Origin of the sequence: Faecalibacterium sp. An122 (assembly GCF_002160895.1) — a bacterium.
Lineage (GTDB): Bacteria > Bacillota > Clostridia > Oscillospirales > Ruminococcaceae > Faecalibacterium.
In genome coordinates, this window is record NZ_NFLL01000002.1 from 193,124 (window position 1) to 205,679 (window position 12,556).

12 protein-coding genes are annotated in these 12,556 nt (G+C 63.3%); 6 read left to right on the forward strand and 6 right to left on the reverse strand.

Going from position 1 to position 12,556, the window contains the following annotated elements:
* Positions 1 to 97: 97 nt before the first annotated feature.
* Complete coding sequence (locus B5E67_RS02815; RefSeq protein ID WP_087382649.1) at positions 98 to 1,207, reverse strand: aldo/keto reductase; 1,110 nt, start codon at positions 1,205 to 1,207, stop codon at positions 98 to 100.
* Positions 1,208 to 1,423: 216 nt separating this feature from the next.
* On the opposite strand from B5E67_RS02815, the gene B5E67_RS02820 reads away from it, so the two are divergent.
* Both B5E67_RS02820 and B5E67_RS02825 read left to right on the forward strand, forming a co-directional pair.
* Complete coding sequence (locus B5E67_RS02820; RefSeq protein WP_087245464.1) at positions 1,424 to 2,311, forward strand: aldose 1-epimerase family protein; 888 nt, start codon at positions 1,424 to 1,426, stop codon at positions 2,309 to 2,311.
* Positions 2,312 to 2,313: 2 nt separating this feature from the next.
* The gene (locus B5E67_RS02825; RefSeq protein WP_087382653.1) at positions 2,314 to 3,411 is read left to right on the forward strand and encodes a DUF3810 domain-containing protein; all 1,098 of its coding nucleotides are present in this window, start codon (positions 2,314 to 2,316) and stop codon (positions 3,409 to 3,411) included.
* Between the two features lie 79 nt (positions 3,412 to 3,490).
* On the opposite strand, the gene proS is transcribed toward B5E67_RS02825, so the two are convergent.
* Together proS and acpP are read right to left on the reverse strand one after the other, a co-directional pair.
* Positions 3,491 to 4,930 carry a proline--tRNA ligase gene (proS, locus tag B5E67_RS02830; protein WP_087382660.1) on the reverse strand — a complete coding sequence of 480 codons (1,440 nt, stop codon included), beginning with the start codon at positions 4,928 to 4,930 and terminating at the stop codon, positions 3,491 to 3,493.
* 121 nt (positions 4,931 to 5,051) lie between these two features.
* Positions 5,052 to 5,288 (reverse strand): acyl carrier protein, encoded by a 237-nt coding sequence (acpP, locus tag B5E67_RS02835; RefSeq protein ID WP_087245470.1) that lies wholly within the window; start codon positions 5,286 to 5,288, stop codon positions 5,052 to 5,054.
* Positions 5,289 to 5,511: 223 nt separating this feature from the next.
* Here acpP and dapF point away from each other — a divergent pair, with 223 nt between their 5' ends.
* From dapF to B5E67_RS02855, 4 genes are all read left to right on the forward strand, one after another.
* Positions 5,512 to 6,360: a diaminopimelate epimerase gene (gene dapF / locus B5E67_RS02840; protein ID WP_087245472.1), complete on the forward strand. Its 849-nt coding sequence runs from the start codon at positions 5,512 to 5,514 to the stop codon at positions 6,358 to 6,360.
* 24 nt (positions 6,361 to 6,384) lie between these two features.
* Entirely contained in the window at positions 6,385 to 7,578 is a 1,194-nt protein-coding gene (locus B5E67_RS02845; RefSeq protein ID WP_087382662.1) for an LL-diaminopimelate aminotransferase, read from the forward strand.
* A gap of 212 nt (positions 7,579 to 7,790) precedes the next feature.
* Positions 7,791 to 8,261, forward strand: a complete 471-nt coding sequence (locus tag B5E67_RS02850; RefSeq protein ID WP_087364304.1) for a YhcH/YjgK/YiaL family protein — start codon at positions 7,791 to 7,793, stop codon at positions 8,259 to 8,261.
* Positions 8,262 to 8,361: 100 nt separating this feature from the next.
* The gene (locus B5E67_RS02855; RefSeq protein ID WP_087382665.1) at positions 8,362 to 8,883 is read left to right on the forward strand and encodes a GNAT family N-acetyltransferase; all 522 of its coding nucleotides are present in this window, start codon (positions 8,362 to 8,364) and stop codon (positions 8,881 to 8,883) included.
* Positions 8,884 to 9,022: 139 nt separating this feature from the next.
* Here B5E67_RS02855 and B5E67_RS02860 read toward each other — a convergent pair whose 3' ends face one another.
* The 3 genes from B5E67_RS02860 to B5E67_RS02870 form a co-directional block, all read right to left on the reverse strand.
* Complete coding sequence (locus B5E67_RS02860) at positions 9,023 to 9,922, reverse strand: SPFH domain-containing protein (RefSeq protein WP_204246515.1); 900 nt, start codon at positions 9,920 to 9,922, stop codon at positions 9,023 to 9,025.
* Between the two features lie 19 nt (positions 9,923 to 9,941).
* On the reverse strand, positions 9,942 to 10,385 hold the full coding sequence (locus B5E67_RS02865; protein WP_087382667.1) for an NfeD family protein: 444 nt from the start codon (positions 10,383 to 10,385) through the stop codon (positions 9,942 to 9,944).
* A 257-nt stretch (positions 10,386 to 10,642) separates the two neighbouring features.
* Positions 10,643 to 12,499 carry a glycoside hydrolase family 13 protein gene (locus tag B5E67_RS02870; protein ID WP_087382670.1) on the reverse strand — a complete coding sequence of 619 codons (1,857 nt, stop codon included), beginning with the start codon at positions 12,497 to 12,499 and terminating at the stop codon, positions 10,643 to 10,645.
* Positions 12,500 to 12,556: the final 57 nt, after the last annotated feature.

Consider the following 12,556-nt stretch of genomic DNA (forward strand, 5'->3'; position numbering starts at 1 on the left):
GCATATGCGGACGGCCCCCGGAGGGTGAGGGCAGAGGCATCCTTATAGAAAACAAAAGCCCCCGCCCGAAGGCGGAGGCAGAAAACCCGAAAAAGGCTCAGCGTTCCAGCATGCCGGCGCACTGGTCCAGCAGCTGGGTCACCGGCAGGTGCTGGGGGCAGGCGCTTTCGCACTGCTTGCACCCGATGCAGTCGGAGGCGAGTCGGCCCGGGGCGGTGGCGGCAGCATAAGCGGCCCGGGCTTCTTCCTGCTGGCCGTTGGCCAGCTGCTTGTTGGCGGCGGCGAAAATCTGGGGGATGGGGATTTCCTTGGGGCAGCCCTTGGCGCAGTAGCCGCAGGCGGTGCAGGGGATGGCCGCAGAGTGGCCCAGAATCTTCTGGGCCTGCTGGATGACCGCCTGTTCCTGGCTGTCCAGGGGGCGGAAATGGGTCATGGTGGCCAGATTGTCCTGTAACTGGCCGGGAGTGGACATGCCCGACAGCACCGCCAGCACCCCGTCCAGAGAAGCCGCAAACCGCAGCGCCCAGGAGGCATAGGAAGCACCGGGGGCGGCCTCGTCAAAGAGCTTGCGGACCTCCGGCGGCGGGTCGGCCAGGGCGCCGCCCTTCACCGGTTCCATAATGACAATCTGTTTGCCGTGGCGGCGGGCCACCTCATAGTTGGCTCGGGCCTGGACGGTGGGATTCTCCCAGTCGGCGTAGTTGATCTGGAGCTGAACAAACGCTACTTCGGGGTGCTGGGTCAGCAGCTCGTCCAGCAGCTGGGGCCCGCCGTGGAAGGAGAAGCCGTACTGCCGGATCAGTCCTTTGGCCTGCTGCTCCTTGACAAAATCCCAGATGCCGAAGCGGTTGTACCGCTCGGTGTTGTTTTCCATGATGGCGTGGAGCAGGTAGTAGTCAAAATACCCTGCCCCCGAGCGGGCCAGACTGGTTTCCAGCTGGCGCTTGGCGGATTTTTCGCTGCGGGCCAGGCCGGCGTGGAGCTTGGAGGTCAGGGTGAAGCTGTCCCGGGGATGGCGCTCCACCAGGGCTTTCCGGGCGGCCTCCTCCGAGCCGTAATAAATCCGGGCGGTGTCAAAATAGGTGAAGCCTGCCTCCAGGAACAGGTCCACCATCTCGCTGGTCTGAGCGATGTCGATGCCCAGGCCCTTGCGGGGCAGGCGCATCAGGCCAAAGCCCAGAGGCCCGCGTGCAGTGGATTCAGACATGGGATCTCCTCCTTTTTCGGGCCCCGGCGGGCCTGATGTTCTGAAAGGGGCAGGGGCTGCCCCGTGGGTCGAGGTTTGTCTGAGTGCATTATACACCATCCCGGCGGCGGTGTCCAACCGCAAAAGCGGCCCGCTGCGGGATTGAGCGTTGCTTTTTTGGCTGTATGGTGTATACTGGAAACACAATCCTACACAAATCAAAAGGAGGTTTATCCCATGCAGGCAACCATCCGCAATGAATATCTGACTTTGACGGTGGACACCCACGGCGCCGAGGCGGTCAGCGTCCGGAATGCTGCCGGGCAGGAGATGCTCTGGCAGGCCGACAAGTCCGTCTGGGGCCGCCACGCCCCCATTCTGTTCCCCTGGACCGGCAAGCTGGCGGGGGGCATCCTGACCCACAACGGCAAGAGCTACAAGGGCGGCCAGCACGGCTTTGCCCGTGACCTGGAGCACACCCTGGTGCAGGCCGACGAGAACGTGATCCGGCTGGAGCTTCGGGCAGACGATGAAATCAAGGCCACCCGCTTCCCCTACGACTTTGTCCTCACCAGCACCTTCCGCCTGGAGGGCAAGACGGTTCACCACACCCTGACGGTGGAGAACCCCGCCCATGCCCAGGAGCCGCTGCCCTTCGGCATCGGCTATCACCCGGCCTTTGTGGTGCCCTTCGATGATGCCCACACCACCGCCGACTATGAGTTCCGGTTTGACCGGCCCGAGAGCCCGGTGATTCTGGACGCCCGTCCCAACGGCCTGCTGTCGGGCAAGTGCTATTATCAGTGGAAGAACGCCGACCACATCCAGCTGGAGAACGGCATGTTTGACAACGACAGCTTCTGCATGGCGGGCCTGCGGTCCGAGACCCTGGGCATCTATGAGAAGGACACCGGCCGGAACGTCACCTGCAACATTGCCGGCTATCCCTATACCCTGATCTGGAGTGCCAAGAGCGACACCATGAAGTTTGTCTGCATCGAGCCCTGGCACAGCCTGCCCGCCGCCGAGGCGGACGGCCCCTCCTGGTCCAAGCGGGCATCGGCGGCCATCCTGGCCCCCGGTGAGAAGTGGGAGACCACCCTCTGCACCACCTTCGACCGTTGACGGTGCGTGAGTTTGCCGCCGCGCATCGGGCGGCCTTTGTGGCCCTGGGCGGGGCGGCTGCGGCGCTGGCTCTGTTCTGGCTGACCCGCTCCAACCGGGTTTTGATGAACGCCTGGGTGGACCGGGTATCCATGCCGGTCAAGCGGCTGCTGGGAGCGGTGACCAATCCGCTGCCCTTCAGCGTCTGCGAGGCGGGGGCCACCCTGTTGATCGTGGGAGCTCTGGTTTATCTGGGGCGCTCAGTCTGGATGGCCGCCCATGGCCGACCCGACGCCCTGGGGGCCTGGGTTTTGCACCTGGCGGTGCTGGTGCTGTGGGGGTATTTCGGGGTGTGCGCTTTGTGGGGCACCCAGTACTACGCCGACAGCTTCGCCCAGAAGGCCGGCATGGAAGTGCCCGGCGTCCAGGTGGAACAGCTGGCCGCGGTGACCCGCTATTTCGGCCAGCAGGTGGCGGCCTGTGCCGACACCGTTCCCCGGGATGAAAACAACTGCTTCGCGGTGAGCCGGGAGGAGATTTTCGGCCAGACTGCCGGCCTCTACGACCCCCTCACCGAGCGCTGGTCCTTTCTGGACGGGCCGGAGCGGAAGGCCAAGCCCGCCTTTTACTCCAAGCTCATGAGCGCCTGGGGGTTCACCGGCTATCTGTGCCCCCTCACCGGGGAGAGCACCCTCAACGTGGACTGTCCCGAGGTCTTTCTCCCGGTGACCATCGCCCATGAGTTTGCCCATCAGCGGGGTGTGGCCGCCGAACAGGAGGCCAACTTCGTGGGCATCATGGCGTCCATCACCAGCGGCCGGGAGGCTTATGTCTACTCGGGATGGCTGTATGGCTATCTGCATCTGTCCAACGCCCTCTACCGGGTGGACCCGGAGGCCGCGGCGGCCTGTTCCGCCCAGCTGCCCGAAGGGGCCCGGGCGGATTTCACCGCCAACAACGCCTATTGGGCCAGCTGGGAAGGCCCGGTCCAGGAGGTGGGGGAGTCGGTGTACACCGCTTTTCTGGAGAGCTACGGCCAGACCCTGGGGATGCAGAGCTACGGCGCCTGCGTGGATTTGCTGGTGGAGGAGTTTCTGCCCTGTACCGGCTGGACCGAATAACAACAAAACAAAAACTCCGCGCCTGGTGCATTCCAGAGCGCGGAGTTCTTTTATTTGTTTACAGGATCAGGCCGGGGGATCAGTAGGCCACGCCCCAGTAGATCATGGTCTTGGCGGGCTTGCCGCAGCAGGGGCAGACGCCGCTCAGCTCTTCCTGCTCGAAGGGCATGCACCGGCTGGAGAGGCCGGCCTCTTCCTTCATCTTGAGCTCGCAGGCCAGATCGCCGCACCACATGGTCTTGATGTAGCCGGTGTTCTCGGCGGCCAGCTGCTTGACCTCCTCCATGGTGGTGGCAGCCCAGGTGCGCTTTTCGCGGTTCTCCAGGGCGCGCTGGTACAGGTCATGGGTCAGAGACTCCAGCAGGGCGGGGATGGCGGTCTCCAGCTCGTCCAGGCTGACAAAGACCTTTTCGCGGGTGTCGCGGCGGACCAGGACGCACTGGTTCTTCTCCAGATCCTTGGGACCCAGCTCCAGGCGCAGGGGCACACCCTTCATCTCCCACTGGCTGAACTTCCAGCCGGGGGCGTTGTCGCTGTCATCCAGCTTGACGCGGGCGTACTTGGCGATGGAGGCGGCCACCTCGGCGGCCTTCTCGGTGACGCCGGGCTTGTGGGGGGCGATGGGCACCACCACCACCTGCCAGGGGGCAATGGCCGGGGGCAGGATCAGGCCGTCGTCGTCGCCGTGGGTCATGATGATGGCGCCCACCAGACGGGTGGACACGCCCCAGCTGGTCTGGAACGGATAGTGCAGCTGGTTGTCACGGCCGGTGAAGGTGACGTCGTAGGCGCGGCTGAACTTGTCGCCGAAGTAGTGGCTGGTGCCGCTCTGCAGGGCCTTGCCGTCCTTCATCATGGCCTCGATGGTGTAGGTGGCCTCGGCGCCGGCAAACTTCTCCTTGTCGGTCTTGCGGCCCTTCACCACGGGGATGGCCAGATCGTCCTCGCAGAAGCTGGCGTAGCAGTTCAGCTGGGCCATGGTCTCGGCCTCGGCCTCGGCGGCGGTCTCATGGATGGTGTGGCCTTCCTGCCACCAGAACTCGCGGCTGCGCAGGAAGGGACGGGTGGTCTTTTCCCACCGGACCACGCTGCACCACTGGTTGTACTTCATGGGCAGCTCGCGGTAGCTGTGCAGGACCCGGGACCAGTGGTCACAGAACATGGTCTCGCTGGTGGGCCGAACGGCCAGCCGCTCCTCCAGTTCGTCGCTGCCGCCCATGGTGACCCATGCCACCTCAGGGGCGAAACCGTTGACCAGGTCGCCTTCCTTCTTCAGCAGGCTCTCGGGGATCAGCACCGGCATGGCCACGTTTTCGTGGCCGGTGGCCTTGAAGCGGGCGTCCAGATTCTTCTGGATGTTCTCCCAGATAGCCTGGCCATAGGGCCGCAGGATGATGAAGCCCTTCACGCTGGAATACTCCACCAGCTCTGCCTTGACACAGATGTCGGTGTACCACTGTGCGAAGTTGTCCTCCTGGCTGGTGATTGCCTGTACGAGCTTTTTCGTCTCTTTTGCCATGGTTGTTTTATCCTCCTCATAGGCCGTGCGCCAAACGCAGCGGCGTTCCGCACGAGCCCGTAAATAAAAAGCTCCCGCCCGGCGGGGTTAACCCCCAAAAGCGGGAACTGAACAGCGCAGTTTACGCCAGCTGGCTGTCAACGTACCGGACCACGTCCCCGACGGTGTGCAGGTTCTCGATGGCGTCGTCGGGTACCTCGATCCCAAACTCATCCTCCAGCGTCATGACCATGTCCACGATGTCCAGGCTGTCGGCCTCGAAATCGTTCAGCAGATCGCTGTCCATGGTGATCTTCTCGGGCTCGACGCCCAGCTGCTCGGCCAGGAAGCCGCGAATCTTCTCAAACGTATTCTCCATAATCGTACATTCTCTCCTTTTATGAATTCTGCGGCGGCCGCCGGGGCCGCTGTGCACAAAAGTTCCTCTTACTTTATAGCGTAAGGCCACACTGTTGTCAAGCCCTGTTTTAAGATTCCATGGGAGAGGGCAGGAAAATTGGTCAAAACACGTCTTTGTGCTTGTCAGACGGGCCCGGGTTCATTATAATGATAAAAGATACAAACCCAATGGGAGGGATACTATGAAGCTGGCCTTTACCAAGATGCAGGGCTGTGCCAACGATTATATCTACCTGGACTGCCGCGCCGCCGGCCTGCCGGAGGACATCGCCGGCCTGGCCCGGAAACTGTCGGCCCGCCGGTTCTCCATTGGCGGGGACGGCGTGATCTGTATCTGCGCACCCCAGTCTCCGGACGCCGACGCCACCATGCGGATCTTCAACGCCGACGGCAGCGAAGGGATGATGTGCGGCAACGGCATCCGCTGCGTGGCCCAGTGGCTGTACACCCATGAGCCGGCCTGCGCCGGCAAGGATCTCCTGCGCATCGACACCCTCAGCGGGCAAAAGCAGATGCGCCGCTGCGGCCCGGGGCTGTGGCAGGTGGAGATGGGGCGCTACAGCGCCATGGCGGCGGACCTGCCTGCCGTGAACATGGGGGAGGGACCTCTGGTCCGCTGCACCCTGGAGGCCGCCGGCCAGAGCTGGCAGGTCACCTGCATCAGTGTGGGCAACCCCCACTGTGTGACGGTGGTGGAGGACGTGGACGCCCTGAACCTGGAGGCCATCGGCCCGTCCTTTGAGAAGCATCCCAACTTCCCCCAGCAGATCAACACCGAGTTTGTCCAGCTGCTGGACCCCTGCCGCGTCAAAATGCGGGTGTGGGAGCGGGGCAGCGGCGAGACCTGGGCCTGCGGCACCGGGGCCTGTGCCACGGTGGCGGCCCTGACCGAGCTGGGTCTGGTCCCGGCGGGGGAGGATATCCACGTCCTGCTGCGGGGCGGTGAGCTCATCATCCGGGTGCTGGAGGACCAGCAGCTGCGGATGACCGGCCCCGCCGTCACCGTCTGTGAGGGCGTAACCGAAGTCTGAAACAAAAGAGAGGAAGAAACGACCATGAAGATGAATCAGCACTACAACGAGCTGAAGGCCAGCTATCTGTTTGTGGACATCAACCACCGGATCGCCGCCTTCCAGCAGGCTCACCCTGACAAGGAGATTATCCGCCTGGGCATCGGCGACGTGACCCGTCCCCTGGCCAAGAGCGTGGTCAAGGCCATGGAGGAGGCCGTCCGTGAGATGGGCACCGCCGAGGGCTTCCACGGCTACGGTCCCGAGCAGGGCTATGATTTCCTGCGGAAAGCCGTCCAGAGCTACTACGCTCAGCGCGGCGTCCAGCTGGAGGCCGACGAAATCCTCATCAGCGACGGCGCCAAGAGCGACCTGGCCAATGTGCTGGGCCTGTTCGACACCGACAACACCGTCCTGGTGCCCGATCCCGTCTATCCCACCTATGTGGACGACAACGTCACCGACGGCCGCAGGATTGTCTACGCCCCCACCAGCGAGGCCAACGGCTTCCTGGCCATGCCCAACCCCTCGGTCAAGGCTGACATCATCTATATCTGCAGCCCCAACAACCCCACCGGCGCCGCCTACAACCGGGAGCAGCTCAAGCAGTGGGTGGACTACGCCAAGGCCAATGACGCCGTGATCCTCTACGACGCCGCCTATGAGTGCTTTGTGTCGGAGAAGGGCCTGGCCCGCAGCATCTTCGAGGTGGAGGGCGCCCGGGAGTGCGCCATCGAGATCTGCTCCTTCTCCAAGATCGCCGGCTTCACCGGTACCCGTTGCGGTTATACCGTGGTGCCTCACCAGCTGGAGCGGGAGGGCATGAACCTGAACAAGCTCTGGCTCCGCCGCCAGACCACCAAGTTCAACGGCGTGCCCTATATTGTCCAGCGGGGCGCCGCAGCCATCTTCACCGAGGAGGGCATGGCGGAAATCCAGGCCAACCTGGACTACTACCGCCAGAACGCCAAGGTCATCGCCGACGCCCTGAACGAGTGCGGCGTCTGGTACTGCGGCGGCCACAACAGCCCCTATATCTGGATGCGCTGCCCCGGCAACATGGACAGCTGGCAGTTCTTTGACTGGCTGCTGGAGAATGCCGGCGTGGTGGGCACCCCGGGCGTGGGCTTCGGCAGCTGCGGCGAGGGCTACTTCCGCCTGACCGCCTTCGGCGACGCCGAAAAGACCCGTCTGGCCGCCCAGCGGATCAAAGAGGCCATCCTCTCCCTGAGCAAGTAAAACATCTTCCCGGCAGGGCGCTGCATCCGGTGCGGGCCCTGCCGGTCTTTTTGCCCCAAAATCCGCCCGTCTGCCCGGCCGCACCGCGCACAGCGACAGGGAAAGGCCCGGTTTTTTGTGATGAATGAACGTTGAAACGGGTCGGTTTTTATGCTATACTGGCCCATAGAGCGCCCGCAGGGCGGCGCGCTCTGGAAGGAACGGAGGATACCATGATTTTTGATACCCTGAACAACCTGCCCAACTATCTGGGCATGAGCAGCAATCTGGACGCCGCCATCGAGTACATCATGGCCCGCGATATCACCACCCTGGCCGAGGGCCGTACCCGCATCAGCGGGGACGACGTGGCGGTGGAGGTGCGCACCATGACCCCGCAGCCGGGGGAAAAGGTGGATTTCGCCTGCCGCGAAAACACCCTGACCCTGGTGACCGACCTGGTGGGCAGCGAGATGTTTGAGGTCTCGCTGGGGGACTTCTCGGTCAAGAAGCCGGCCGATGGAGATGCGCCGGCCTATGGCAGCGCCCCCACCAGTGCCGCCGGCATGCTGTCGGAGGGGCGGTTCGCCCTGTTCCTGGCCGGAGAGCCCTATAAGGTGGGCATCAAGGCCCAGGGCTGCGGCAAGATCAAGCAGGCTGTGTTCCTGATCGGTTTGGACGAGGAGGAAGACGGCGAGGCGTAAGGACCCCGGCCGCTCCGGCGAGACGGCCGGAGGGCGGATGCGGCCTGTGCCTGCCGGGAACTGACGTTCAAAAGGCCTTTGAAACGGGAGGGGATGTTGTATGAAGATCGAAACCATCGAGACCCCGCGCCTGTGTCTGCGCGGTTTTATGCCGGAGGATGCGCCCTTTGCCATCAGCCTGTGGAACGATGCCGTCACCGGCCGTTGGCTGTCCGACCCGCGGATCGAGGATATCCCCGACAAGGACGCCTACCTCAAGACCATTGAGACCCTGGGGGAAGCCATGGACTGCTGCTATCTGGTGGCAGTGGACCGGGAAAGCGGGGAGCGGATCGGCACCTGCAGCTTTAAGCCCGAGAACAACGGCCGCAGCTACGACCTGGCCTATGCCGTGGACCCCGTCCGCCAGCGCAACGGCTATGGCACCGAGATGGTCCAGGCCCTGATCGACTACGCCCGGGCCCGCCGGGCCGGCGCGGTCACCGTTTGCATCGCCCGGGAGAACGAGGCATCCAACGCCCTGGCCCGCAAGGTGGGGGCGCAGATCATCGCCACCGGGTCCTTCACCAAGGAAGGCACCGGCGAGGTGATTCCCAACTACCTCTATGAGGTGAAGTTGTAACCCCGGCGAAAATCTCTGCAACTGACAAAAACCCCTGCGTCCCAAATCGGGATGCGGGGGATTTTTTGCGCCTTTTTCGGGCGGATGGGCCAAAAATGCCCCGGCAGCGGGGCTGCCGGGGCAGGGAAGGCGATGGGATTTACTTGGGATCGGTGAGCAGCTCCTTGATGGAGGGCACCACAGCGCCCAGGTTCTGCAGCTCGGAAGGAATGATGATCTTGGTGGCGTTGCCGTTGGCCACCTTGGCCAGAGCTTCCAGGCTCCGCAGGGCCAGCACCTTGTCCTCGGGTTTGGCCTCATTCAGCAGCCGGATGGCGTCGGCCTCGGCCTGCTGGATGGCCAGAATGGCCTGAGCCTGGCCCTCAGCCTCCAGAATCCGCTGCTGCTTGACGGCGTCGGCCCGCAGGATGGCGGCCTCGCGCTCGCCCTCGGCGGCGGTGATGGAAGCCTGCTTTTCGCCCTCGGCCTTCAGGATGACGGCCCGCTTTTCACGCTCGGCCTTCATCTGCTTCTCCATGGCGTCCTGGATCTCAGCCGGCGGGGTGATGTTCTTGACCTCCACGCGGTTGACCTTGATGCCCCACTTGTCGGTGGCCTCGTCCAGGATGGCGGTGATCTTGGAGTTGATGACGTCGCGGCTGGACAGGGTGTGGTCCAGCTCCATCTCGCCGATGATGTTGCGCAGGGTGGTGGCGGACAGGCTCTCCAGCGCGGCAATGGGCTGGTTGACGCCGTAAGTATACAGCTTGGCATCCATCACCTGGAAGAACACCACCGTGTCAATCTGAATGGTGACGTTGTCGCGGGTGATGACGGGCTGGGGGGCGAAGTCCCCCACCTGCTCTTTCAGGCTGACCTTTTTGGAGATGCGCTCCATAAAGGGGATCTTGATGTGGAGGCCGGCCTCCCAGGTGGCGGCATAGACGCCCAGCCGCTCCACCACATATACGGTGGACTGGGGGACGATCACGATGTTGGTGACCACGATGACCAGGACCACAAGGATCAGGGCCAGAATCAGGAAAGTCATGATGGGCATGGATGTACGCTCCTTTCTGTCAGTGGATGGGTGTCTCAAGGGGAACGGGCTCGACGATCAGCAGGGTGCTGCGGATCTCGGCCACGCGGCAGCGTTCGCCGGGTTCAAATGAGGCGCCGGGTTTGGCCTGGGCGTTCCAGTCTACACCGTCCAGACGCACCCGGCCGGGCACGTCGTCGGTGACGGCGGTGAGAACGGTGGCGGTGCGGCCGATGTTCAGATCGGCGTTGGTGGGCACCGGGGACTTGCGCAGCTTGGCCGCCAGGGGCCGGAGGGCCAGCAGGCAGACAAAGCTGACAGCCACAAAAATCACCGACTGCACCCGGAGGCTGTCGGTAAAGATGCAGCTGACCAGGGCAGCAGCGCTGCCCACAGCGAACCAGACCGACACCAGGTTGAAGGTGGAGGCCTCCACGAACAGGAGGACGATGGTGGCGATCAGCCACCCGATTGGCTGAAGCATAGTATCTCCTTTGCTATGGGGTGGACCGGCACCACAGATCGGGTGCCATGTCTTTATCATATGCGATTTACCTATTCAGGTCAAGGGTTTTTGGATGGAAGGGGTGGCCCGGCACCGAAATTTGGAATTTGATACAAAAAAGCCCGGCGCTTTTTGGCGCACCGGGCAGAAATTGCGTGCAATTTTTTGAAAAATGCTGGATTTTGGCGGGGAGGTTCTTCCAGTTCCTGGCAGAAACACCCCTCCGCGCCTGGCATTTACTGGTAATCGTAGTAGCTGTGGTTGGGGTTGTGGCCGATTTCCTCCACCGTGATGGTGAAGCCCATGGGGTTCACCTCGGTGAATTTGCCGCTGGACAGCTGCTCCACAATCATGTGGTCGGTGCGGTTGGCGATGATCTCCGCCACCTCGTATTCACCGATCCGCTGGAAGTGGAGGATGCCGCCCTCGGCCCGCAGCACCCGGATGTCGCCCTCCCGGAAGGCGTCGCAGGTTTTCCGCAGCTCAGCCAGCTGGGCAATGACGGGGCGCAGCCGTTCCTCGTGGCTGTCCCAGAGGTAGAAGGCACGGTTGAAGGGGTCGCGGTAGCCCTGCATCCCGATTTCGTCCCCGTAGTAGACACAGGGAACGCCCGGCAGGGTGAAGATGATGGCGTAGGCCATCTTCAGCAGCACCAGACCCTCCTCATAGGCCTCGCCGGTGACGCTGCGGCCGCTCTGCCATTCCCGGCCCCGGCCGTTGGCGGGCTCATCGGCAATGACGGTGAGGGCCCGCTCGGTGTCGTGGGTGGACAGGAAGTTCAGCGCGGTGTGGAGGGCCGGGGCAGGGTAGTGCTCGCAGATGGAGAGGATCTCGTCGGCGGCGTCCTCGGCGGGCTTGCCGCAGACGAAGTCCAGCACAGCGTTTTTGAAGGGATAATTCATGACGCTGTCCAGCCCCTTGCCCAGCAGGTAGGTGCGGCGGTGGCCAAAACCGTATTTGGTGGTGGCGTCCTCCCACACCTCGCCGATCAGCAGCTTGTCGGGGCCGGCCCGCTTGACGGCGGCGCGGATCTTCTCAATGAAGGCGTCAGGCAGCTCGTCGGCCACGTCCAGCCGGAAGCCTGCCGCACCCCGGCGCAGCCAGGTGTCGATGACGCCGCCCTTGCCGGTGATGAATGCGACGTAGGAGGGGTCCTCCTCGTTTACCTCGGGCAGGGTGTCAAAGCCCCACCAGCTGCGGTAGCCGCCGTTGTACTGGGGGGAGAAATCGTACCAGGGGCGATAGGGGGAGTTGGGGTCCCGATAGGCGCCGCCGCTGCCGTAGCGGCCCTCTTTGTTGAAATAGAGGCTGTCGGAGCCGGTGTGGCTGAACACGCCGTCCAGGATGATGCGGATCCCGAACCGGGCGGCGGCCTGGCACAGCTCCTCAAAATCCTTGTTGGAGCCCAGCAGGGGATCCACGTTCAGATAGTTGGCGGTGTTGTAGCGGTGGTTGGAGTGGGCCTCAAAAATGGGATTCAGATAGATATAGGTGACCCCCAGCTGATGCAGATAGGGCAGCTTGAGCTGGATGCCCTTCAGGTCGCCGCCGAAATAGTCGTGGTTCAGGTGGCCGCCGGTCTCGTTGGGCTGCCAGAAGGGCTCGGCGTGCTTGTCGGCCCGGTAAATCCGGTCCGAGAAGGGCATATGCTTGTTCTCCACCGCCTCGCAGAACCGGTCGGGGAAGATCTGGTAAAAGACGCCGCCCTTGACGCAGTCGGGGGTCTCAAAGTCCGGGTCGTAGACGGTGAGCTGCCAGCGCTCGCCGTCCTGCCAGGACAGGACGCCTTCGCCCATCTTCCCCCGGAAAATCCGGCGGAAGTCGGTGTACAGGTCAAAGTAGTAGAAGTACAGGCCCACGTCCTCCACCCGGACGTCCACCGAAAAGTGGTTCAGGCCGGGGGTCTGGCCGTCGAACTGCATCCGGTAGTAGACGGGCTGGTCCCCGGGTCCTTCCTTCTGGAGGACCAGATGGGGGTCCACATAACCCAGATTCTCCGGGATGGTGAGGGCCAGATGCAAGGTCTGCCCGGCGGGCAGAGCGCCGAAGGGGCGCTTGTAATAGGTATCGCAGCTGTTGAACAGGCAATCCAAAGTCGGTCGTTCCTTTCAAAATCAAGTCCCGGTCTCCGGCGTGACGCCAGAAACCAG